The following is a 22,439-nucleotide window of genomic DNA, read 5'->3' as shown; positions in this document are numbered from 1 at the left end:
CGGGGCAGCGATCGGGCCGCGCGCGGAAAGTGATCCACATCACGAGATCGTGATGTGAAGAAAGTGATGGAAGCGTGCTTCGGGGGCGCGCGGGGCTGGCATGCTCATGCATGGCTACTGAGGGGTAACCACTCGTGCTCGACCCCCGTGCTCTCGATCCCCGTGCTCTCAACCCCCGTGCCCCGTCCCGTCATTCGATCAACTCGATCCCGAGGACCCCCACGCGTGCACAAGCTCACCAGACATGCCCTGCTGGCGTCGGTCACCGTCGCGGCCCTGCTCACCACAGGCTGCTCCGCAAGCTCGTCGCCGGAGGCGGACAGCGCGGCTCCGGCTGCCGCCGAGACTCCCGCCGCCGCCCCGACGCCGGACCAACTCGCCGTCGTACAAGCTCCGTTGGGTGACAAGGCCCCCACGGCCGTCGCGACCCAGGAGGCTGCGAAAGCGGGCGACGCGGCGCAGAAGTCGTCGCTCAAGGTCGCCTCGTACGACAGGAAGAGCGGCCGGGCGGTCATCACCGCGAAGTCGGTGACCCCGCCCGCCGGCGACCCGGCGACCCCGACCTCGTCCCCGGCGTCCTCCGCCCCCGCATCCCCCGCATCCCCCGCGCCCTCCGCGTCGGAGACAACTGCCGCCCCCGCCGCCCCCGTTCGCGTCGGTGACGTCATCGCCAGCGCCCCCGCTCCCGGTGCCCCCGACGGTCTGCTGGCCGAGGTGACGGAGGTCGTCGGTGACGCGGCGAGCGGCGGTACGGAGGTGCTCACCAAGTCCGCCGAACTCAACTCCGTACTCGGTGAGAGCAAGGCCGAGGGCGAGGTTCCGGTGGACCCGGCGGCCATCAAGGTCGATCCGCTCGTCGAGGGCGTGAAGGTCTCCTGGGCGAAGACCGGCGACCTCACCTTCGGCCCCGAGGGTGCCAGGCTCCCGCTGGGCAGCCTGCGCATCGATGTGGGCGCCGCCATCGCCACGGCCGAGGGCGCCCCCGCCTCGGCGTCAGCCTCCGTACAGGGCTTCGTCCAGCTCGCCCCCGAGGTCGCCTTCTCGTACGACGGTTCCGGCGGCGGGACCGGCTCCGCACCCGGCGGCGCGTTCCTCGGGCTGACCGGTGACTGGGCCTCGCAGTGGTCGCTGAAGGGCCGCGCGGCCGGGACCAGCACGACCGACGGTAAGCCCCTGCGCATCCCCTTCGCGAAGCTCCACGCCGACCCTGTCATCCAGGCGGGCCCCATCCCGATCGTCGTCAACCTCGACCTGGTCTGCTACTTCCAGGTCGACGCCGACGGCAAGGTGACCGTCGACGTCGAGCAGGACCTCAAGGGCGACTTCCGCGTCGGCGGCACCTTCTCCTGGAGCAAGGGCTGGCAGTCGGTCAGCGAGTCCGAGATGACCGGCACACCGCTGGACGTCAACGTCACGGCGACGGGCGACGTCAAGGCGTCCCTGGGCGCCGAGGCATCGATCGGCCTGTACGGCACCGTCGGCGTCAGCGCCGACCTCGCCCCGTATCTCCGCGCGGAGGCGGACGCCTCGGCGGAGGGATCGAGCGACGGCACGGGCTCGGCCGCCGGCTCCTGGGCCCTGTACGGGGGCATCGACCTCTCCGGCGCCCTCCAGATCCAGCTGACCATCTTCGGCACACCGATCTTCCAGCACCGGATCCCGCTGGGGGAGCTGCACAAGGAGTGGCCGTTGGCGAAGGGCGAGGCGTCGGCGACGACCCCGACGGCACCGGCGACGGTGAAACCGGCGGCCTGACACACGCCGGCCTTCGACGACAGGGGTCCTTCCGTCCAGTACCGGACGGAGGGGCCCCTCGGTCATGTTCCTCTGGCGTCGTTGTCATTCCGTTTGTAATTCCGTTGCCGCACCCGAGCTTCTTCGGTGGAATGCCTGCATGACTGCTGACGGCCCGGCGGCCCATCTGGAGCAAAACCGACGCTTCTGGGATGACGAGGCGGCTGCGTGGCACGAGCCGCTGGCCCGTGATCACTGGGCGCAGGCGGAACCGTCCTGGGGACTGTGGGCCACCCCTGAGTCGCGGGTCGGCGTGCTGCCCGACGGCATCGACGGGATGCGCGCCATCGAGCTGGGCTGCGGTACCGCCTACGTTTCCGCCTGGCTGGCCAGAGCAGGGGCCCACCCGGTCGGGATCGACCTCTCGGAGAAGCAACTGGCCACTGCTCGTGCGATGCAGGCGGAGTTCGGCATCGACTTCCCCCTTGTCCTGGGCAACGCCGAGAAGGTGCCCTACGAGGACAACACGTTCGGCCTGGCGATCAGCGAATACGGCGCCTCGTTGTGGTGCGACCCGTACCAGTGGATCCCGGAGGCGGCCCGGCTTCTCGTTCCCGGAGGCCGACTGGTGTTCATGCGCTACTCACCGCTGTACGCGCTGTGCCTGCCGCCCGAGGGGCCCGCATCCACCACCCTGTCCCGCGGGCAATTCGGGCTGAATCGGCTGCAGTTGGAGAATCGTGTGGAGTTCATCCTGCCGCACGGTGAGATGCTCCGCCTGCTGCGGGACTGCGGCTTCGTCGTGGAAGACCTGATCGAGATTCAGGCACCCCAGCATGCGCGGGACTACGCAGAAGTTTCCGCCGACTGGGCCCGGCAATGGCCCAGCGAGGAGATCTGGAGGGCTCGGCTGGCAGGCTGACAGCTCCGCAGGCGCACACGTCGAAGGCCGACGCCTTGGTCTCAGACGCGCTGAGGCACGCGCATCCCGGCACGCACCTCTGCGGCCAGAGCGCGCACCGTCGGATCGGGACGGCGTACCGACGGCCCGGGCGCTCCAGGCCCGCCCCGGTCGTCCTGGCTCCGGCACCCCCGGCAGAGCCCACCGGGCAGCGCGACCCTCCGAGGGCCTGAAACAACGGAAACCCGCCCTCGCGGTGGACGAGAGCGGGCGGCAGGGGCGAGGTCAGGCTGCCTGCTCGATTGCCTCGAAGATGTCGGCGTCGGTCTCCTGCTGCCACGGGGGCAGGTCGGGCCAGTCGGCCACATAACCCGGCTTCGGGTTCTCGAAGTGCTTGTACATCTGAGCTGTCCAGCAGGTCGCGACGAACCGGCTCTTCTGCTCGCGACTCAGGCGTGCCGCGTGGCCGGCGCTCAGCTCCAGGAATTGGCGTACCTGTTCGCACACGGCGGCTGCGGCTTCGCGCTCCCACTCGGGAGTGTCCTGCCACGGCGTCACGTAACCCGACTTGGGCTCGCCCGGGAAGTGCTTGCGTACGCCTGCGATCCACGCCTCGCGGAAGATCCTGCCGTCTGCCATGCGGTTCCTTGTCGTCATGCGGCACCCGCGAGGGCCGCGATCCGGTGGTCCAGGTCTGAGACTCGGGTATCTGAGGCCAGAGTGCCAAGGCGCGGCCGGAGGCCACTGTCGCGTAGAACTCGGCCTGCTCCTCACGACCGCAACAGCTGGGGCGGCGAAACGGCCTCGCTGACGGGGATGGACAAAGTCACGGGCGTGGCTTGCGGCGACCTGTTCGTGGCGGATGAGGGCAGGGGCACGGATATCTGTGTGACTACGGTGGGATGTATGAGACTCTCGCCGCTCGCTGCTCGGGAGCGTTTCGTTGCGTCGTCCGTCGCCCGGTTGGCGACTGCCGATTCGCACGGGGTACCCCATGCGGTACCCGTGACCTTCGTCGTCCTGAACGACATCCTTTACTTCGCCATCGACCACAAGCCCAAAAGCACGTGGAACCTGCGGCGGCTGCGCAACATCCGGGAGAACCCGTCGGTGACGGTGTTGGTCGACCACTACGACGAGGACTGGTCGCGGTTGTGGTGGGCTCGTGCCGACGGTCGAGGGGAAGTCCTGGAGGACGGCGAGGAGCGGCTCCATGCGGTAGAGCTGCTGTGCGGCAAGTACGACCGGTACGGCCAGTACAAGGACACCCCTCCCCAGGGCTCCGTGGTCGCCGTGCGGGTGGAGCAGTGGAGCGGCTGGGCTTTCGCATAGCTTGCCGGGACAGCTGGCGCGGCCGGCGAAATCGTTGTAGCGGCATTGCGGGTGCTCGCCGCTGGTCGTCGCTGATGAGGCTCTTCGAATTTGGCCCTGTCCGCCCTGTCCGCATTTTCGTGAACAGGTGCCTTGGCAAGCGGGTGCTGTCCCTCAGTCCGTCAGTAGGCTCGCGAGGTGATTGATCACGGCATAGAATTCCCGGTCTTCCGACTTCATGTTGTGCCAGCGGTTCTCGCCCTTGCGAGTCCCTCGTGGCAGCGCGATGTCTGGCTGCGGCCGGAGGAGTTCGAGGACCTGGACTACGTGGTCGCCGTTCTGTTCGACGACTTCTGCAACGCGGACGATCCCGCGCCGTGGCTGGGCAAGAGCCTGCGGACCGAGGAAGAAGTCACGCTCATGAAAAAGCTGGGCGAGGTCTACTCGACCGTGCAGGAAGAGGTAGGTCGCGGAGCCTCGGATGAGGTCTATCTAGATGCTCCAGCATGGACCAACGTGATCGCAGTCGCGGGCAGGTTGGCTCAGCTGATGGTCACCAACGACCTCCAGGCTGCTGCTCTCCTGCACGAACAGCTCAACCTTTCTCACGAACATAGGCCCACTGAAGGGGCGTCGGAGGTTGAGGACGACCGGGACTGAACCGACCACGCTCAGCGCGCGACAGCAGCGGCCGGCGGCCGGTCCACGGGGGACACCGGCATGCTAGTTTGTGAGCGGTCGTTCAACTACAAGGTCGCGGCAGGGCCACTACAGGGTCACTGCAAGGTCGCTAGAGGGGTGCTTGATGGGCCGCAAACAGGTCTGGGACCAGGACGAGGTGCTGGCCTCCGCCATGCGCCTGTTCCGTCGTCGTGGATACCTAGGCGCCTCGCTGCGCGACCTCGAAGAGGCGACCGGAATGCACCCGGGCAGCCTGTACCGCGCGTTCCGCAGCAAGGAGGGCCTGTTCAGTGCCGCGCTGGACGCCTACAACGAGCGTGTGGTGGAGGGCAGGGTTCGCGTTCACCTGCGGGACGCGGAGGATCCCGTGGCCGGCATCCGCTCGTTCTTCACCTCGGCGTTCGACACCGGCATGGGACCCGAATCCGAATCCGAACCTGATCCCGGGTGCCTGCTCACCAACACCGCGGTGGAGTCGTTCACCGTTCCGCACGTGACGCCAGGTGTGCGCCGGGGGCTGGAGACGATCGAGTCCGGCTTCGCCGACGCGCTGACGCGAGCCCGGGCCCAGCGGCTACTGCCCGCCGAACTCGACGTCGAGGAGTCCGCCGCCCAGCTCTTGGCGCTCTACCAGGGCCTACTGGTGCTCGTCCGGTCCGGTACAGGCGCCGCCAAACTGCGCACCATCACCGACGGAGCCCTGGCATCGATCGGTGCCAGGAAAGCCACAGCCAAGCAAGCCGCGCAAGCCAACCAAGCTGCGCAAGCCACGCAAGCCATGCATGCCAACCAAGAGGAACAGCGATGAGCGACCAACAGCAGCTCTGGGACAACTACGCCGCGTGCTGGTCGGCCGACCCCTCGAAGCGGCTCACCGCGCTCGGCGCGGTCGCGGTCGACGACGTCACCTACCGGGACCCGGGGACCGAGGTCGGCGGCCTGGCCGAGCTGGACGCGTACATGGGCGGCTTCGCCGGGGCGTTTCCCGGACACCGCTTCCGCATCGACGAAGTCCTTGACCACCACGACCGGTCGCTGGCCCGCTGGACCCAGGTCGGCCCGGACGGCGAGTCGTTCATGACAGGCGTGAGCAGCGGGGTGCACCGGGACGGCCTCCTCGCCGACGTGACCGGATTCTTCCTCCCCGCCTGACGACTTCGGACGGCCGGAAGTGCGCGAGTTGGTGGAATCCTGGGCACCCAAGGGGCTGAACCCGCCTCGGAGTCGCCCATCGAAGACCGTGATCGGCTGCGGTACGAAGATCCCGACCTCCGGGACGAGCTCACCAGGGACGCCTGCCGGCCGACGGCCCGCTGAAAAGCACGGAGCCCGCCGCCGCCGGACATCCGGCGGAAGCGGGCTCGGTGGCTGACCCGGTCGGCGGGCCTCAGCAGCGGTCGCCGCTGGTCACCGCGCGGTCGCGGGCCACGATCTGGCCGACGGGTGAGCCGTCGCCGTTGGTCACGTTGGCGTAGGCGTCGTAGAAGGCGCCCTGCGAGTTGATGTCGCGGTAGCCGCGGCCGCGCCAGCTGTTGACGGTGGCCCAATTCGCGAAGGGAAGCGTGTTCCAGGTGTAGGCCTCGACGTGGAAGACCGGGTTGCTCCGCACCGTACGCATCTCCGGGCGTTGGACCATCCATCCCACCCTGCGCGGCGGCACGGTGAGGCTGCTCGTCTTGGACCAGCCCTTCGTCGTCGCGTACGACCAGCTCCGCGTGTACTCGCCACCCGCCTGGATCGACAGCACCTCCTTGAGAGGCGTCCATTGGATGCCGACCGAGCCGGTGACACTGTTGCTCGTGGTGCTGGTCGTGCTGCCGGTGGACGTGATGTTCTGGCTCAGCGTGGAGCCTGAACTGCAGTTGACGATGGTGTCACTGACCCGTGCCTCGCCGCCGGTCCAGGTCCAGCTGGACGACTTGGGGTAGGTGCAGCGGCCCATATAGCGTTCCCAGGGGGCCCGGATGTCGTTCCAGTCCGAAAGACGCCTGAGTTCGCCGGTCTGGACGTTGATCAGGCCTTCCTGGGTGTCGGTTCGCCCGTTGCACAGGCTCATCAGCAGCCTGTCGGCGTCGAACGGCTCGGCGCCCCGGATGTTGGTGGCCGCACTGGCCGGTGAGACGGTCGCCATCACCGCGGCGAGACTCAGCAGCGCGGCAACTCCTGTGCGCTGGATCGTGGAACGGGAAATCACGGGGACCCCAATCGTTGGACACTGAACCAGGAAGTGCGGGAGATGCACCTGCCGCGACAGGTTGGCATCGGAAGATCAGGGTTCGATCGGAGTGGCAGCAGGATCGGATCAGACTTCCCCGCGCGGTCGTGAGCGGACGACGGGCCCGGGCACGAGCGCCGGGGCCACCCGCTCCCCGGGGGCCGCGGGCAGCCGGACCCTGAACCACGCGCCCTGCCCGGACGGCTCCATGCCCACAGTTCCTCCGTGCGCCGCCGCGATCGCCGCGACGACGCTGAGCCCCAGCCCGCTGCCGGCGGCCGTGGCTTCCTCTCCCCGGACAAAGCGGTCGAAGACCGTGTCGCGAAGCTCCGGCGGCACCCCGGGCCCGTCGTCCATCACCTCGATGACCCGGTGTCCGTCCTCGGTGCCCAGCCCCAGCGTCGTCGTGGTGCCCGGGGGCGTGTGCACACGGGCGTTGGTCAAGAGGTTGGCTACGGCCTGGTGGAGCCGCTGCGGATCGCCGTGGACGGTGTGTTCGCAGGGCGCGATGAGCAGCCGTACCGGATGGTCCGGGTGGCAGTCCCGTGCCGCCGCGACCGCCTCCCGGCACAGCTCGGCGAGATCGACGCGCTGCCACCGCAACGGCCGGCCCAGGTCGAGCCGTTGCAGCAGGGTCAGCTCGTCGATGAGCGAGGCCATCCGCTGGATCTCGCCCGTCAACCGCCCCAGCGCTTTGTCGCGCATCTGCCGATGCCGGTCCGACTCGCCCGCGGCCCCGGCGAGCTGGGCGTAACCGGCGATCGTGGTGAGCTGGTTGCGCAGCTCGTGGCCGGCGGTGGCCACGAACTCCCATAGCTGGCGTTCCCGTTCCCGTCGGTCGTGTGCCTCCTTGCGGTGCAGCCTGCTCGCTCCGGCGACGACCGTCATGAGCAGGAGCACCCCTTGCCACCACAGCAGCCGGTTGACGGCCCGCTCGGTGGCGGCCGTCGAACGCGCGATGACGTGGTAACCGCCCTGGTCGGCATCGCGCACCACCAGGGCGCGGAACTGGCCGCGCGGGCCGACGGTCACCGGGTGCGCGCGGGCGGCGTACGCGCCCAGCCGGTCCGCCGTGAGCCGGGGGAAGTCGGGCAGGTCGGGGGAGCCGGTGCGGCGTCCGACGACCCGCCCCCGAGGGTCCAGGAGCAGAACCACGTAGTCCGGGTCCATGTGGTCGGATTCCGCCCGAGGCGCGGCCGGCGCCGACAGCGGCACGTCGCGGAACTTCTCCAGGTCCCGGTCGGCCTGTGCCTGGAGGTGGTGGGCGAGCAGCCAGGCGGAGAGCAGCGCGGCACCGCCGAGTGCGGCAAGAGTGGCGGTGGCCAGGCCGTACGTCACGATGCGGGGCCGCGAGCGGCGGGGTCCGGGCAACGGACTTCCGCGACGGCCGACGGACCGGGTCAGTCGGCGCACAGCTGGTACCCGACCCCGCGCACCGTCCGTATCAGCGCCTGCCGTCGGCCGCCCAGCTTGCGCCGCAGGTAGTAGATGTAGGTGTCCACGAGTCCGGAGTTCTCATCCCGGTGGTTCCAGACCCGCTCCTGGATCTGGGCGCGGGTCAGCACCCGGCCCGAGTTCTCCATCAGGTATCGCAGCAGCGCGAACTCGGTGCTCGTCAGGTGTACGGGGGTGTCGGCGGCCCACACCTGGTGGGTGTCGGCGTCCAGCCGTACGTCTCCGACGGTGAACCGGGTCCTGACGGCAGGTTGTTCGCCACCCCCCGAACGGCGCAGCAACGCCCGTACACGGGCCGCCACCTCCTTCAGCTCGAACGGCTTGGTGACGAAGTCGTCGCCGCCCAGATCGAGCCCACGCACCCGGTCGTCGAGTTCGGTGCGGGCGGTGAGGAACAGAACCGGCATGGCCAGGCCGCGTTCGCGCAGCAGCCGGCACACCTCGAAGCCGTCCAGATCGGGCAGGTTGACGTCCAGCAGCACCAGATCAGGGGCGCGCCGGGTGACGGACTGAAGAGCCTGCCGGCCGGTGGCCGCGCACTTCACCTCGAAGCCCAGGAACTCCAGGGCCATGGTCAGCATCGCGCGGATGCCCGGCTCGTCGTCCACGACGAGCAGGCAGGGGCAGGCAGGCGTGGTCATGTCCTGTTCCCTTTCGGACCCGTTTGTGCGTCGATTCCGCAGGCGGCTGTGTTCGATGGGAGGCGGTGCCCGGAGCGGGACCGGCAGGGTTGGCTGGGGAGAGAGGGTTCGGCCGGATCACGGTGGGGATCAGACGTGTGCGACCTGCCGTCAAACTAGGCGGGAAAACGCGTATGTCATCGGTACCGCGGGACCGAATACGGCAGTGCTGAGTAGTACCGCGGTAGGAAGGCACGTCGACTCCGGGCGGAGGCGCGGTCGGCTCGACCGGGCGAGTCCCGTGTCGTGCGTCGGGCCGGTGCCGGCTCGGGCGAGGCCGGCGGCGGACCCGGTCGAGCAGGGCGTCGAGGTCGGCGAGGCCGGGCTGCGGGGCGAGCGGGGCATCTTGCGGCCGGTCGTTGTCGTCGCCGATGACGGCGAGCAGGCGGCGCAGTTCGGCCAGGGCGTCGCGGCCGCCGGCGCTGATGACGCGGAGGTCCTGGGCGCCGCGTTCGCGCCGGTTCTGGCTCGCGTTCGTGGATCCGCACATGGCGGAGATCGAAGGGATGCGGGGAGATCTCACGCTGAGCCGGATCAAGGAGCGGAGGACGAGCCGACGGGGCCGCGCGATCGAACCCCTGGTCCGTGAATCCCTCGCCCGCCTCCTCCCGGACGGGATACTGCCCGCCGCCCCGGCGACCGGCGGGTACTGGACCCGCGACACCGACGTCGACCTGCCCGCGGCCGCCTACCCAAAAAGTTCGACCGAGATGTGCCCGGACAGAGCACCCAGGAAATCAGCCGCGTCGAAGATCGCCCCGGCGGAAGCGACACCGACTGTCCGTGTACGTCCCGTCAGCACCCGCGTCACCGCCTCCACAGCCAGCGGCGCACTGACCGCGTAGATGTCCCGTCCCCTCGCCACCGCCCGCCGTTCCAGGCCACCAGCCCGTACGACGACATCGACGACGAACGTCTGCGCGGAGCGGCCGTCCTCGCCGACCGCGACCGGGGCCGGGGTGTCCGGCGCCGACAGTTCCCTCGCCGCGTCGGCAGCCATGTAGCCGCGTACCTCGGGGACGGCGAGGTGGCTGGGGACGGTGACGACGTCGGCCATCGAGAACTCGCCGATCACCTCCCGGGGTCCCATCGGGTCCGGGAAGGACCACTTCAGGGTCGGCAGGGCGTCGTCGTGGTACTCCAGGCGCCCTTCGCTGTAACGGACCCGGCGCCCGTTCCTGCGGTCCCGGGAGACGGTGCCCGCGGTGCGCGTGCCGGCGGTGGGGTGCCAACTGCTCAGCCCGTACGCGATGTGCGCCTCGTCGGCAGACGTCCAGTCGCCCATCGCCGCGGTGACCAGCAGGTCACTGAGGCCGCCGAAGAAGGCCATCGCGGGGATCACCACGGCGTTCGCGGCACGGGCCCGCTCCGCGAAGTGCGTGAACGTGTCGAGGTTGGCCTCGATCTCGGCCGCCACGTCCACATACGGGACCCCGGCCCGCAGTGCCGCCTCGATCACCGGCGCGGCCGTCGCAGCGAAGGGTCCCGCGCAGTTGATCACGGCCGCCGCTCCGGCCAGCGCCCGGTCCAGTGACCCCGGATCGTCGACCGAGGCCGGCCGGACGTCGAGCCCCGGGTGGGACGCTGCCAGCGCCCGCAGCTGCTCCGGGTCGCGCCCGGAGAGCATCGGGACGTACCCCCGGTCCAGCAGTTCCGCCACCACGAAGCGCCCGGTGTGCCCGTACGCGCCGAACACCACAATCTTCTGCCCCGACACCGATCCCATGGCTTCTCCCCGTCGCGTTTCCATGACCAACATCCTGACGGCGCCGGCAGATCGGCACGAGTGTCCGGAACGACACGCCCCATACAATTCCGGACATGGACATGGACATGGGTACGAGGACTGTCGCGCTCGCCATCACCGACGGCATGCTGCACTTCGAACTGGCCACCGCTTACGAGGTCTTCGGCTCCGATCTCTCCGGTCTCCCCGGCATGTCCGACCCCTGGTACGACGTCGCCCTCTGCGGCCCGGGCCCGGTGCGCGTCGGCAGGTTCCTGCTGGAGCCCGACGGTGGCCTCGACCAACTCCCGTACGCCGACACGGTGATCGTCCCCGGCTGGGCCGACGTCGACCAGGCGCCGCCCGCCGAGCTGGTCGACGCGGTGCGCGCGGCCCACGAGGCGGGGGCGCGCGTCGCCTCCCTGTGCACCGGGGCGTTCGTGCTGGCCGCCGCCGGACTGCTGGACGGCCGGCGCGCGACCACGCACTGGGCGCACACCGATGTCCTGGCCGCCCGTCATCCTCTCGTCGAGGTCGATCCGGATGTGCTGTATGTCGACAACGGCAGCGTCCTCACCTCCGCCGGCAAGGCGGCCTCGATGGACCTGTGCCTGCACCTCGTACGTCTCGACCACGGCTCGGCGATCGCCAACACCGTCGCCCGTCGCCTCGTCGTACCGCCGCACCGGGCCGGCGGTCAGGCGCAGTTCGTCACCGCGCCGGTGCCCGTCCAGGACGACCATCCGCTCGCCGAACTGCTTCCCTGGGCGATCGAACGGCTCGACCGCGCGCTGACCGTGGAGGACCTGGCCCGCCGGGCGAACATGAGCTCGCGCCACCTGGGCCGCCACTTCCGGGCCGTCACCGGCACAACTCCGCTGCAGTGGCTGCTGATCCAGCGGATCCGGCGCGCGCAGGAGCTGCTGGAGGCGACCGGCGACAGCGTCGACGCCATCGCGGAGGCCGTCGGCATGGGCACGGCCACGACCCTGCGCCGCCACTTCAACCGCACGATCGGCGTGCCGCCGGACGCGTACCGCCGTACGTTCCGCAGTGCGCGATCCGGTGCCGAATGATGCGCGACGCCTTGACGTGTCCCTGCCGGGATGGGTTTATGGGAGCGCTCCCACATTTCCGCTGATGCTGAAGTTTCTTCGCGCTCACTTTCTGGAGTCGCAGTGAGAACAACGAGAAGCACAACAAGAAGCACCACGCGAAGCACCACGCGAAAGAATCCCCTGACCGTCCTGCTGACCGGACTCGCCATGATCCTCGGCCTCTTGGCGCTGGCCCCGGCCTCCGCCCAGGCCCAGGCCGAGCCGCCCGGCGCCCTGGCCACCGGCCTCCACATCTCCAACGGCCGCCTCCTCGAAGGCAACGGCAACGACTTCGTGATGCGGGGCGTCAACCACGCCCACACCTGGTACCCGACCCAGACCCAATCCCTCAGGGACGTCAAGGCGTTGGGCGCCAACACCGTCCGCGTCGTCCTTGCCGACGGGCACCGCTGGACCAAGAACAGCGCCGACGACGTGGCCGCCGTCGTCGCGCAGTGCAAGGCCAACCGCCTGATCTGCGTACTGGAGGTGCACGACACCACCGGCTACGGCGAGGACGCCGCCGCCGGGACGCTCGACCACGCGGCCGACTACTGGATCGGCCTCAAGAGTGTGCTCGCCGGCCAAGAGAACTACGTGATCATCAACATCGGCAACGAGCCCTGGGGCAACACCGATCCGGCCGGCTGGACCGCCCCCACCATCGCCGCCGTACAGAAGCTGCGTGCCGCCGGCTTCGAGCACACGATCATGGTGGACGCGCCCAACTGGGGCCAGGACTGGCAGAACGTCATGCGCACCAACGCCCAGTCCGTGTACAACGCCGACACCACCGGCAACCTGATCTTCTCGATCCACATGTACAGCGTCTTCGACACGGCGGCGGAGATCACGGACTATCTGAACGCCTTCGTCACGGCCAAACTCCCCATCCTCATCGGTGAGTTCGGCGGTCCGGCCGACCAGTGGGGCGATCCGGACGAAGACACCATGATGGCGACCGCCCAACAGTTGAAGCTGGGCTATCTGGCCTGGTCGTGGAGCGGCAACACGGACCCGATCCTCGACCTGTCGATCGGCTTCGACCCGAAGCAGCTCAGCGCGTGGGGCCAGCGCATCTTCAACGGCGCCAACGGCATCGCCCAGACCTCCAAGGAGGCCACGATCTACGGCGGCGGCACGGGCACCGACACCCAGGCCCCGACCGCCCCCGGCACACCGACCGCATCCGCGACGACGGCCACCTCGACCACCCTGACCTGGACCGCGTCCACCGACAACGTTGGCATCGCCGGCTACGACATCGTCCGCGTGAGCGGCGGCACGGAGACCACGGCCGCCGCCTCCACCACCAACACGGTCACGGTGACCGGCCTCACCGCGGCCACGGCATACACCTTCGCCGTGTACGCGCGGGACGCGGCGGGCAACCGTTCGACACGTTCGGCCACGGTGAGCGTCACCACTTCCCCGGGTGGCGGAACCCCCGGAGTCAGCTGCTCCGTCGCCTACCGGGTCGTCGGTGAGTGGCAGGGCGGCTTCCAGGGCGACATCACCCTGCGCAACACGGGCACCGCCGCCCTCGCCAACTGGACGCTGGGCTTCGCCTTCGCGGGCGGCCAGACGATCAGCAACATGTGGGGCGGCACGGCCACCCAGACCGGCGCCGCCGTGAGCGTCGTACCCGCCTCCTACACGGCCACGATCCCGGCCGCCGGCTCGGTCACGGTCGGCTTCATCGGGGCGAAGGGGGCGACGAACGCGGCGCCGACGGCGTTCACCGTCAACGGGGCTGCCTGCGCGACCAGTTGATCCCCTCGTTCAGCGCGCTGCCTGTGCGGCGCGCTGAACGCGGGCCTCGTGCACGTCGATCACGGCCTGGAACTGCTCGCGCGCCTCGCGGAGGCGGCCTCTCGCCAGGTTGACAGGCGCCGCCGTTCGGCCTCGGCGAAAGGCCCGGGCAGCCCGGTCAGCGGCTCGCCGTGAAACAGGTCGAGCGCCTTGGAAAACAGGCCCAGCGCAGCGTCCAGGTCCTCGGCCTCCCTGGCCCGCTGAGCACCGTCGAGCCACTCGGCCAGCTCCGCCACATCCAGCCGGACGCCGTCGGCGACGAAGCGGTACCCGCCCTGTCCGCTGTGGATCGGAACGGGATGACCGAGTGTCTTCCGCAGGGCGTAGACGTAGCTGGGCAGCACACTGCGACCGGTTTTCGGTGGATATTCCCCCCACACCGCGTCGAGCAACTGCTCCTGGCTCACCAGGACGCCTGGACGCAGCACCAGCGCGGTCAGCACGGCCTGCCGCCGCACGGGCCCCAGTGTCAGGGGCGTATCGCCACGCCACGCGCGCACCGGCCCGAGCACCGCGAACCGAAGCCGCCGAGGAGATCCCGCGCCCACCCGAAGCCTCCGCCCCGTCGCGCATCATCGAAATTTCATCCGCATTGCAGCGCCTCCCGCGAAGGTTTGCAAGTGCCCATCGCGACCCCAGGGGAGCCGTGGGGAAGCGCCGGAGGGTGCGCTGTGCCGGGCGGCGGCCGTTGGCGGGGGGAACGGCCGCCGCCCCCCGAGGAAGGAACACGGATTTGGCAGTCGTCGACAGGTCTCTCACGAGGTTGCTGAACCAGCGGCGGCTCTTCCTCAGCCCGGAGCCGGAACGGACCGCCGCCACAAACGCCATGTACGTATGTGTGGACGACGGCTTCCCCGGCGGCGTTCCGATCGGCCACGTCACCCCGTCCGACGCGGGAACCTGGTCTGCGTACGCCAGGGTCCGCCCGGGCCGCATCTTCGCCGAGGACTTGGTGTCCGCCGAACTGTCGAGCCTTGAGGACGCCGTACGCGCTGTCCTCGAACACGCCCGCTACGAGGACGTCATGGCGGACCTCGAATCCGTCCTGTGAACCTTCTTCGGCCGTTGCCACATCCTGCCGAAGGCGAATGCCAGAGGGCGGCGTCCCGTTGCCGGAACGCCGCCCTCTGGCCTGCTGGTTGCCCTGACCGTCAGCCCTGGTGGGCCGTGCCGTTGACGATGAGCTCGGTCATGTCCAGGTAACTGCAGCCCGACGGGCCGGAGTTCTGCGCGCAGTCCACGCCGTTGTCGGCAGCCTGGTTGCCCAGCATCGTCACGCGGACGTACCGGACGTTCTGCTCGGTGCCCGTGTTGAGCGGCACGGCGTTCTCCCGGCCGGTGTCGGCGGGAGCGAAGTGGCCCTCCGCGGCGGTGGCCCAGGTGGTGCCGTCCGTGGAGGTCTCGATCCGGTAGTCGCCGAGGGACGACGTCAGGTCGTCCCCGCAGCCCGCCGTCGGGTCGACGCGCAGTTCGCTGACGTCCACGGCCACGGGCAGCCGTACGGTGGTGTGGACCGGGTCGACCCCGGTGCCGTTGGTCCCGCCGTTGGCATCCGAACTCCAGACGGCGCCCGACAAGTCGATCACAGCGGCGGGTCCGCAACCGAAGTCGCTGTAGTCGGCGCCACTGAACTCCTCGATCTCGGCGCCGCCGGAGGCGGCCGACCAGTCCCGGAGCAACGCCCAGTCGGCGGCACCGGAGTTGACGGTGATCGTGCGGAGCTGCGGCTCGTAACCGTTGCCGCTCGCGTACACCTTCCGGTAGGTGCCCTCAGGGATGTTCCGGATGGTGTACGTGCCGTCCGCCGCGCTCACGGCGGAGAGGTCGGCGCCGGGGAAGCCGGACGCGTGGCCGCTGATGCTGACGGTGACGCCGCTCACGGGGGCGCCGGTCCCGCCGTCGGTCACCTTGCCGTCGAGCGTGACGAGCGGGGTGTCAGGGCCGGGCGGCAGCGAGAAGTCCTCGTCGGGCCGGATGTCGTCGGCCATGAACGCGGCGGCGTAGTAGCCCATGCCCCGGTGGGCGAAGGCCTGCCAGAGCGCATCGTGGGCACGCCCGCCGTTGACGACGGTGTCGGCCTGCAGGATGGCGTTGCGCTGGTCGAGGAACGTCGGGTTCGCGGGCGACAGCTCCATCGCCCGGGTCAGCAGCGACTCGGTGAGCTTGCTGCCGAGTGCGGTGCGCAGGTCCCAGAGCGTCTCGCCCCAGATCTCGCCGTCGGCGTGCACCTCCGGACCGTCGGCGATCTTCCCGTAGTCGCCGTACGTGTACCCGCCGGCGCCAGCCTCCTTCGTGCCGGGGCACTTGGCCGACGTGGAGCCGACCTGGCAGTCCAGCGGCTGGGAGCGCAGACTCAGGTCGCCCCGCCAGCCCGGCGGGTCCATCGACACCTCGCCATCGACGCGCGGGTCGTCCTTCATGAACCTCTCGGCGGCCAGGAAGTCGGCGGCGTACCAGTCGCTCCAGGCCTCGCCCATGGCCCCGCCCTGCTGGCCGGTGAGCGTGGAGACCCCGTCGGCGTCGACCACGAGGCGGTTGGACAGGCCGTGGGTGAACTCGTGGTACACGACCGGTGCGACGTCACCGAAGTTCCCCGACGGCACCTTGTAGTCCGGGGAGCCCGGGTATCCGCCGGTCAGGTACATCTGCATCGTGGGCGCCTGACCGTCCGGCGGCGTCCCCATGTTGGCGTTGTTCACGTGGTTGTCGTCGGGCAGCCCGTCCTTCACGGCCGCGCCGTCGTCGGTCTGCGCATCTACGGCGTCGCCGTCCCGCCCGTCGAAGTTGCCCGCGGCCCGGGTGAAGCCGATCGGGGCCGCCTTGAGGTGGTCGTGGAACTTGCCCAGGTAGTAGAGGACCTGCGCGGCGTTCTGCTCGCGGTTGGCCTGCCAGGAGTACGGCGTCTTCTGGTCCCAGGAACAGGGCGCGGGACCGCAGTTGTCACCGGTGAAGGGCTTGAAGGGGAAGGAGAACGTCCCGTCGGCGGCCGGGGTGATCTCCTCGCCGTCGTCCGTCTTGTTGTTGTCGTTCGTGTCGCTGTACACGTGCGCGATCGGCCCGTCGAGCGTCTTGGCGCCCACCGGGAGCCAGCCCCGCGCGTCCAGGTGCCGGGTGTGCTGCTTGCCGCCGGTCGCGGCGCCCGGGGAGTAGTCCCAGGCGAGCACCTTCCCGGTGCGCAGGGGCGTGGCCGGCGAGGAGGACAGCGGCTGCCCGCTGCCCGGCGCCGCAGCGGTCGCGCCGGCGGCCTTCAGGTCGGAGGAGAGATTCTGCCGGTACAGGACCCGGCCGGTGGCGGCGTCGACGACATGCAGCCACATGCCGTGCCCGTCCGGCGAGGTGACGGTCTGCCAGGCGCGGTGGGCGGTGCCGCCGGAGGCCGGGTAGACGACCTGCTTGGCGGTGTCCGAGCCGGCGGTGCCGTCGGCCTTGGCGCCCGCGATATCGCGTACGGCGGCCTTCCTGGCCTGCGTCCCGGTGACCTTGGCGGGCGCCAGCTGCGACGGCAGCTTGCGCACCGGTGAGCCGAGCACGCTGATCAGCCGTCCGTCACGGGCGACGTTGGCCTTGACACCGTTGCCGAACACCGGGACACCGTCGACGGTCTGGACGAACGAGAGGTGACGTATCCCGGCGACATCGGTGTACTGCTTGCGCAGGGTCAGGCCCTGGACCTGACCGGCGGTGAGCCCGAACACATCGGGATGCGCCCGCAGATACTCCCGGGCGATGTCCTCCGGGTCGGCGCCACTGGCCGAGGTCAAGTACCCGTCGAGCCGGGCCACTTGACGCGCGGTACCGGTGGCCGGGTCCAGTTCGAGCACGCCCTGCGTCCCGAGCTGCTTGCGCAACTGCCGTACGCCAGGGCGCTGTTCGGCCTTCGTCAGCCGGGCGTCGCTACGCGCCAGGGACTGCTGCGAGGGTATGGGCGCCAGCCCATCGGCCGTCGGCGAGTCCCCTGGGGAGCCCGCCGGAGAGCCTGCCGGTGTGTCGGAGCCGGCCGCGGGGCGGCCCACCGGATCGCCCGGGGCCGCGCTCGCGCCGCCGGGCAGCAGAGCGACGGCCAGCGAAAGGCCGGCCGTCGCGGTGAATATGGACGCGCGTGTTCTGCGCGAGAAGGGGGCTTTCGCCATGGTGCGCCTCGTGGGGGGTGAGGTCCAACGACCGCATGGAGCAGTCGAGTTGTGCGCCCCAAACCTCTCAGGGCGCCGAGCACACAAGGAAGCCTGAATGTTCAATATTCACAAGAGCCTCACAAGATCCAGGGTTTGCGTCGACGCACAGGACGACTGAAAAGGCTTGTCCGATACGCCGCCCTGCCAGGAAGATCGTCGATCGTGCGCCTCGACGAACTCAACTCTCCCGAACGGCGGTTGTGGGACTCCTTCTCCCAGGGCCGCACCACCGACGTCCGTGCCGACTCGGCGTCGCCGGTGGAAGAGGCGGTCCGGACGGTCCGGGCCGAAGTCCTCGCCGCGCTGCTGCTGGGCGCCGGCCCCGAACCCGCTCCGGGCGACCGCCCCGCGCTACGTCTGACCGGCGCACGGATCACCGGCCGCCTGGATCTCCGGTTCACCGAGATCGCCGTACCCGTCGTCCTGACCGACTGCCGCTTCGACGAGGCGCCCCAGCTGCAGGGTGCCCGCACCCGCGAACTGGTTGTGACCGGCTGCCAGTTGCCCGGCCTCGTCGCCGACACCGCGCAGATCGACGGCCGACTGGTGCTCTCCCGCTGCCGCCTCACGGGGCCCCTCGTCCTGACCCGCACCCAGATCCACGGCGATCTGGACCTGCGTGACACGGTGATCGCATCTCCCGGCGTCGAGGCGATCTCCGCCGTCCACGCCACGGTGGGCGGCGACGCGCTGTGCACCAACCTGGCGGTCGACGGAGGATTCCGGCTCTCCGGAGCGTCCATCGACGGCGAGTTCGATCTGGAGGGCGCCGCCCTGCGCAACCTCGGGGGCCACGCCCTGGACGCCTACCACGTGCGGATCACCGAGGACCTCACCTTCCACCCGGGATTCAGCGCCGAGGGCCGGATCATCCTCTCCGGTGCCACGGTCGGCGCGGCCATCGGCTTCTGCGGTGCCCGGCTGAGCAACGCCGGTGACATCGCCCTGGAGGCGGTCGATGTCACGGTCAGCCGTAACTTCGACCTCGGCCGCGGCCTGACCGTCGAGGGCGGCATCAGACTCGACGGCACGAGCATCGGCACGGAACTCAGCTTCCGCGACGCCACACTGACCCACCCCGACGCCACCGCCCTCTCCCTGCGCGCGACCCGGGCCAGGGAGACTGACCTGCGCACCCAGCGGCCGATCGACGGCGCGGTCGACGCGCGCAACGCCCACCTGGGCACGCTGTACGACGCCCCGGACACCTGGCCCGCCGACCTCCGGCTGGCCGAGACGACGTACGACGCCCTCGCGTTCCCCCTCCCGGCCGCCGAGCGGATCCGCTGGATCCGGCGCGCCGACGGCGGCTACCTCCCGCAACCGTACGAGCAACTCGCGGCGGCCTACCGCAGGCTCGGGCACGAGGACGAAGCGCGCACGGTACTCCTCGCCAAACAGCGCCACCGCCGCACCACCCTCGCCCCGCACACCCGACTCTGGGGCCACATCCAGGACGCGACTGTCGGCTACGGCTACCGCCCTCTCCGCGCAGGCCTCTGGCTGCTGGCCCTGCTCGTCTGCGGCGCGCTGTACTTCGGCATGTATCCCCCGGCCGCGCTCGAAGCGGACAAGGCACCGCAGTTCAACGCAGTCTTCTACACCCTCGATCTGCTCGTCCCGATCATCACCTTCGGCCAGGAAGCCGCCTTCGCGCCCCGGGACACCGGCCAGTGGCTGGCCTACGGACTGATCGCGGCCGGCTGGATCCTGGCCACCACGGTCACCGCGGGCATATCCCGCGCGATCAGCCGCCAGTGACCAGGCAACCGTCCCGGGTCGATCACGGACGAGAACGAGCTCTCTCCCGCGTCGTCACAGCCCCCGGCCTGCGGTGTGAGGGTGACGCAATCCAAGTTCCCACCGGCTCTAACAGACCGGAAACCGGCCGCCGCGGCAGTCGGACTAACTTCGTTACATGAGGGTGTGGACGCCATTTCGGCCGCTGTTCGATGTGCTCGGCAGGCTCGGCGTAGTCGGCAACGGCCGTTTCGGCAGGGGCAGTTCGCCGGACGGCTCGATGCACCGTCACGGTGGCCGAACGCCTCCCGGCCGGCGCCGTCCGCTGCCCGGCTGGCGCAGCATCAGGGGACGGGTGGCGGTGGTCATCACCGTCCCCATCTGCCTGCTGCTGACGGTGGCCGGTCTGGCCGTGTACGGCCGTGCGGAGGCCCTCGGTGACGCCCGGACGACCCGCGCCGAGGTCGGGCTCAGCCTGCGCGTCCAGGCGCTGGTGCACCAGCTGCAACGCGAACGCGGCCTGACGAACGGCCTGTTGGGCGGCGAGGAGGGATACCGCACACCACTCGCCGCCACTCGCAAACGCATGGACACGGCGCTGCGCGCGATGCGCCCGGAACCTGCCGTCGAGGACGTCATCCAGCGGCACCTGCAACGCCTCGCCGCCATCCGCACGGCTGCCGACAGAAAGGCCACGGGAAAGGGCACCGCCGACCGCACCGCGACCCTCACCTTCTACACCACCGCCGTCGACGCCCTCAACGCCGTCGACCCGGTGGCGGACACCGCAACGCGCGACGACCGTCAACTACGGGACGGCCTGGCGGCGTTGCGGGAACTGGCCGCCGCCAAGGAGTCCGTCGCCCTCGAACGCGGCCTCCTCAACGGCGTGTTCGCCGACGGCGCCTTCCACGACCGCGAGTACCTCACCTTCACCGAGGTGCGCGCCACCCGCGTCGCCGCCCTCGCCCGCTTCCGGCAGGTCGCCACCCCACCCCAACTCGCCGCGCTGAAGCACGCGTTCGCCACCAAGGACGCCGAAAGCGCCACCGCCTACGAGAGCCGGGCCGAAGCCGCCGCAGACGGCTCCGCACTCCGCGCCGACGCCGGCACCTGGTGGGACGCGATGACCGTACTCGTGGACGACCTGTACACCGTCCAGCAGACGGTCGGTGACGACGTACGGGACCGGGCCGACAGCCTCAGTCATGACGCCGAACTGGGCCTCGCCGCCTACCTCCTGTCGGGAACGCTCATGGCCACCCTGGTCGCGGCCCTCGCCGCCTTCGCCTCGCGTTCCCTCACCCGCCCGCTCCGTACGCTCGTCGAGGACGCCCACGACGTAGCACGAAACCGGCTGCCCGCGACCGTCGCCCGTATCCAACAGTCCTCGCAGGACCATGTCCCGGACTACCCCGAGGCCCAACCACTGGGCGGTGCGGCGGAGATCGCCGAAGTCGCGGAATCCCTGCGCCAGGTGGAACACACCGCCCTCCACCTGGCCGCCCAACAGGCGGGCCTGCGCCGCAACACCACCGAGTCGCTCGCCAACCTCGGCCGCCGCAACCAGAATCTCGTACGTCGTCAGCTCGGCCTCATCACCCGCCTGGAACGGCAGGAACTGGACCCGGACGCGCTCGCTGAACTCTTCGAACTCGACCACCTCGCCACCCGCATGCGGCGAAACGCCGAAAGCCTGCTGGTCCTGGCGGGGGAGAACCCGCCGAGGCCCACGGCGCAACCCGCAGACGGACTGGAAGTCGTCCAGTCCGCCGTCGCCGAGGTGGAGCAGTACCGGAGGGTCCTGATCGCGGCAGTGGAGCCGGTTCGGGTACGCGGACACGCCGTCGCGGATGTCGCCCACCTCCTTGCCGAACTCCTGGAGAACGGGCTGACCTTCTCGCCGCCGACCGAACGGGTCGAGGTGCACGGCTGGTACGACGCGGAGGACGCCACGTACAGCTTCGCAGTCGTCGACCACGGCGTCGGCATGTCCGAGGCCGACAAGGAACGTGCGAGCGCCCGCCTCTCCGGTTCCGGCGAGGACGCCTTCCTCGCCGCGCCCACCCGCTTCCTCGGCCACCTCGTCGTCGGCCGGCTCGCCCACCGCCTCGGTGAGGGCGCGAAGGTCCACCTCTTCGACACCCCGGGCGGCGGCCTGTCCGCACTCCTCGTCCTGCCCGGCCGCCTGCTGGCCCCGGCCCGGACCCTCTCCGCCGCACCGCCCGTACCGCCCGTACCGCCCGCGCCTGCGCCCGCCGGACCACCCGCTGTCTCCGCCCTGCTCAACGGCTTCCGGGCAGGTGTCGCCCGAGCCGAGGCCCGAAGCACCCCCCGAAGCACACAAGGAGCGTCATCGTGACCACCGCCGTCCAGAGTTTCGGCTGGCTCGTCTCGGAGTTCGTACGCACCACGGACGGCGTCACCGACGCGGTCGCCGTCTCCTCCGACGGCCTCCTCATGGCCGCCTCCGAAAGCCTCGGCCGAGACCGCGCCGACCACCTGGCCGCCGTTGTCTCCGGCATCACCAGCCTCGCGCAGAACGCGTCGACGACACACGGCTTCCGCGGCATGAAGCTCGTCATGATCGAAATGTTCGGCGGTTTTCTCATGGTCGGCCGCATCCGCGACGGCAGCTGCCTGGGCGTCCTGGCCACCGAGGGCTGCGACGTAGGCCTGGTCGGCTACGAGATGTCAGTCCTCGCCGACCGCGCCGGCGAACTCCTCACCCCACAACTGGTACGCCAACTCCACTCGGCACCGCTGGCGGCGGGATAGACGCGGCACGTTCCGGCCACCCGCGTCCCAGGACCCGGTATCCGTGCCGGCTCCCCCTGCGCGGGTCCCTTCGGCGCCGACCAGGTATCAGTCGGCCTGCGCGGCCACGTACATCCGGAGCCTGCCGGGGACTCCCG

The 22,439-nt window shown here is 70.2% G+C and carries 19 protein-coding genes and 1 pseudogene; 13 read left to right on the top strand and 7 right to left on the bottom strand.

Annotated elements, in window-relative coordinates:
- Positions 1-225: 225 nt before the first annotated feature.
- The gene (locus OG734_RS19565; protein WP_330288810.1) at positions 226-1,755 is read left to right on the top strand and encodes a hypothetical protein; all 1,530 of its coding nucleotides are present in this window, start codon (positions 226-228) and stop codon (positions 1,753-1,755) included.
- A gap of 139 nt (positions 1,756-1,894) precedes the next feature.
- Positions 1,895-2,656: a class I SAM-dependent methyltransferase gene (locus OG734_RS19560; RefSeq protein ID WP_330288809.1), complete on the top strand. Its 762-nt coding sequence runs from the start codon at positions 1,895-1,897 to the stop codon at positions 2,654-2,656.
- A 264-nt stretch (positions 2,657-2,920) separates the two neighbouring features.
- On the opposite strand, the gene OG734_RS19555 is transcribed toward OG734_RS19560, so the two are convergent.
- Positions 2,921-3,274, bottom strand: coding sequence for a hypothetical protein (locus tag OG734_RS19555; protein ID WP_330288808.1), 354 nt, complete (start codon positions 3,272-3,274; stop codon positions 2,921-2,923).
- A 177-nt stretch (positions 3,275-3,451) separates the two neighbouring features.
- On the opposite strand from OG734_RS19555, the gene OG734_RS19550 reads away from it, so the two are divergent.
- The 4 genes from OG734_RS19550 (at position 3,452) to OG734_RS19535 (ending at position 5,779) form a co-directional block, all read left to right on the top strand.
- The gene (locus OG734_RS19550) at positions 3,452-3,967 is read left to right on the top strand and encodes a TIGR03668 family PPOX class F420-dependent oxidoreductase (RefSeq protein WP_330288807.1); all 516 of its coding nucleotides are present in this window, start codon (positions 3,452-3,454) and stop codon (positions 3,965-3,967) included.
- 177 nt (positions 3,968-4,144) lie between these two features.
- Complete coding sequence (locus OG734_RS19545; protein ID WP_330288806.1) at positions 4,145-4,606, top strand: SCO4402 family protein; 462 nt, start codon at positions 4,145-4,147, stop codon at positions 4,604-4,606.
- Positions 4,607-4,751: 145 nt separating this feature from the next.
- The gene (locus OG734_RS19540; protein ID WP_330288805.1) at positions 4,752-5,435 is read left to right on the top strand and encodes a TetR/AcrR family transcriptional regulator; all 684 of its coding nucleotides are present in this window, start codon (positions 4,752-4,754) and stop codon (positions 5,433-5,435) included.
- Entirely contained in the window at positions 5,432-5,779 is a 348-nt protein-coding gene (locus OG734_RS19535; protein WP_330288804.1) for a nuclear transport factor 2 family protein, read from the top strand. The genes OG734_RS19540 and OG734_RS19535 overlap by 4 nt, the downstream gene beginning before the upstream one ends.
- A 235-nt stretch (positions 5,780-6,014) precedes the next feature.
- Here the strand turns inward: OG734_RS19535 and OG734_RS19530 are convergent, their stop codons facing one another.
- The 3 genes from OG734_RS19530 to OG734_RS19520 all read right to left on the bottom strand — a co-directional run bounded on the left by OG734_RS19530 (position 6,015) and on the right by OG734_RS19520 (position 8,938).
- The gene (locus OG734_RS19530; protein WP_330288803.1) at positions 6,015-6,821 is read right to left on the bottom strand and encodes a hypothetical protein; all 807 of its coding nucleotides are present in this window, start codon (positions 6,819-6,821) and stop codon (positions 6,015-6,017) included.
- A 108-nt stretch (positions 6,822-6,929) separates the two neighbouring features.
- Positions 6,930-8,213, bottom strand: coding sequence for a sensor histidine kinase (locus tag OG734_RS19525; RefSeq protein ID WP_330288802.1), 1,284 nt, complete (start codon positions 8,211-8,213; stop codon positions 6,930-6,932).
- 29 nt (positions 8,214-8,242) lie between these two features.
- Positions 8,243-8,938 carry a response regulator transcription factor gene (locus OG734_RS19520; protein ID WP_330288801.1) on the bottom strand — a complete coding sequence of 232 codons (696 nt, stop codon included), beginning with the start codon at positions 8,936-8,938 and terminating at the stop codon, positions 8,243-8,245.
- A gap of 497 nt (positions 8,939-9,435) precedes the next feature.
- Here OG734_RS19520 and OG734_RS19515 point away from each other — a divergent pair.
- Positions 9,436-9,654: pseudogene (locus OG734_RS19515) on the top strand (DUF234 domain-containing protein); the annotation flags it as partial.
- An 11-nt stretch (positions 9,655-9,665) separates the two neighbouring features.
- On the opposite strand, the gene OG734_RS19510 reads toward OG734_RS19515, so the two are convergent.
- Complete coding sequence (locus tag OG734_RS19510; protein ID WP_330288800.1) at positions 9,666-10,703, bottom strand: saccharopine dehydrogenase family protein; 1,038 nt, start codon at positions 10,701-10,703, stop codon at positions 9,666-9,668.
- A 101-nt stretch (positions 10,704-10,804) separates the two neighbouring features.
- Between OG734_RS19510 and OG734_RS19505 the strand changes: the two genes are divergently transcribed.
- Both OG734_RS19505 and OG734_RS19500 read left to right on the top strand, forming a co-directional pair.
- Entirely contained in the window at positions 10,805-11,779 is a 975-nt protein-coding gene (locus tag OG734_RS19505) for a helix-turn-helix domain-containing protein (protein WP_330293712.1), read from the top strand.
- A 189-nt stretch (positions 11,780-11,968) separates the two neighbouring features.
- Positions 11,969-13,573 (top strand): cellulase family glycosylhydrolase, encoded by a 1,605-nt coding sequence (locus tag OG734_RS19500; protein WP_330288799.1) that lies wholly within the window; start codon positions 11,969-11,971, stop codon positions 13,571-13,573.
- A gap of 59 nt (positions 13,574-13,632) precedes the next feature.
- Here the strand turns inward: OG734_RS19500 and OG734_RS19495 are convergent, their stop codons facing one another.
- Positions 13,633-14,070, bottom strand: a complete 438-nt coding sequence (locus OG734_RS19495) for an AfsR/SARP family transcriptional regulator (protein ID WP_330288798.1) — start codon at positions 14,068-14,070, stop codon at positions 13,633-13,635.
- Positions 14,071-14,345: 275 nt separating this feature from the next.
- Between OG734_RS19495 and OG734_RS19490 the strand changes: the two genes are divergently transcribed.
- On the top strand, positions 14,346-14,663 hold the full coding sequence (locus OG734_RS19490; RefSeq protein WP_330288797.1) for a hypothetical protein: 318 nt from the start codon (positions 14,346-14,348) through the stop codon (positions 14,661-14,663).
- A 100-nt stretch (positions 14,664-14,763) separates the two neighbouring features.
- Here the strand turns inward: OG734_RS19490 and OG734_RS19485 are convergent, their stop codons facing one another.
- Positions 14,764-17,742, bottom strand: coding sequence for a M36 family metallopeptidase (locus tag OG734_RS19485; RefSeq protein ID WP_330288796.1), 2,979 nt, complete (start codon positions 17,740-17,742; stop codon positions 14,764-14,766).
- Positions 17,743-17,946: 204 nt separating this feature from the next.
- On the opposite strand from OG734_RS19485, the gene OG734_RS19480 reads away from it, so the two are divergent.
- The 3 genes from OG734_RS19480 (at position 17,947) to OG734_RS19470 (ending at position 22,302) form a co-directional block, all read left to right on the top strand.
- The gene (locus OG734_RS19480) at positions 17,947-19,545 is read left to right on the top strand and encodes an oxidoreductase (RefSeq protein WP_330288795.1); all 1,599 of its coding nucleotides are present in this window, start codon (positions 17,947-17,949) and stop codon (positions 19,543-19,545) included.
- Positions 19,546-19,702: 157 nt separating this feature from the next.
- Positions 19,703-21,886 carry a sensor histidine kinase gene (locus OG734_RS19475; protein ID WP_330288794.1) on the top strand — a complete coding sequence of 728 codons (2,184 nt, stop codon included), beginning with the start codon at positions 19,703-19,705 and terminating at the stop codon, positions 21,884-21,886.
- Complete coding sequence (locus OG734_RS19470) at positions 21,883-22,302, top strand: roadblock/LC7 domain-containing protein (protein WP_330288793.1); 420 nt, start codon at positions 21,883-21,885, stop codon at positions 22,300-22,302. Before OG734_RS19475 ends, OG734_RS19470 begins: the two co-directional genes overlap by 4 nt.
- Positions 22,303-22,439 lie beyond the last annotated feature (137 nt).

This window comes from Streptomyces sp. NBC_00576 (genome assembly GCF_036345175.1).
Taxonomy (GTDB): Bacteria; Actinomycetota; Actinomycetes; order Streptomycetales; family Streptomycetaceae; genus Streptomyces.
This window is presented reverse-complemented; position numbering and strand designations above follow the sequence as displayed.

Coding starts and splice junctions, on each gene's coding strand:
- OG734_RS19560 (WP_330288809.1), top strand. CDS start 1,895: ATGACTGCTGACGGCCCGGCGGCCCATCTGGAGCAAAACCGACGCTTC.
- OG734_RS19555 (WP_330288808.1), bottom strand. CDS start 3,274: ATGGCAGACGGCAGGATCTTCCGCGAGGCGTGGATCGCAGGCGTACGC.
- OG734_RS19550 (WP_330288807.1), top strand. CDS start 3,452: ATGGACAAAGTCACGGGCGTGGCTTGCGGCGACCTGTTCGTGGCGGAT.
- OG734_RS19540 (WP_330288805.1), top strand. CDS start 4,752: ATGGGCCGCAAACAGGTCTGGGACCAGGACGAGGTGCTGGCCTCCGCC.
- OG734_RS19535 (WP_330288804.1), top strand. CDS start 5,432: ATGAGCGACCAACAGCAGCTCTGGGACAACTACGCCGCGTGCTGGTCG.
- OG734_RS19520 (WP_330288801.1), bottom strand. CDS start 8,938: ATGACCACGCCTGCCTGCCCCTGCCTGCTCGTCGTGGACGACGAGCCG.
- OG734_RS19510 (WP_330288800.1), bottom strand. CDS start 10,703: ATGGGATCGGTGTCGGGGCAGAAGATTGTGGTGTTCGGCGCGTACGGG.
- OG734_RS19505 (WP_330293712.1), top strand. CDS start 10,805: ATGGACATGGGTACGAGGACTGTCGCGCTCGCCATCACCGACGGCATG.
- OG734_RS19500 (WP_330288799.1), top strand. CDS start 11,969: ATGATCCTCGGCCTCTTGGCGCTGGCCCCGGCCTCCGCCCAGGCCCAG.
- OG734_RS19485 (WP_330288796.1), bottom strand. CDS start 17,742: ATGGCGAAAGCCCCCTTCTCGCGCAGAACACGCGCGTCCATATTCACC.
- OG734_RS19475 (WP_330288794.1), top strand. CDS start 19,703: ATGAGGGTGTGGACGCCATTTCGGCCGCTGTTCGATGTGCTCGGCAGG.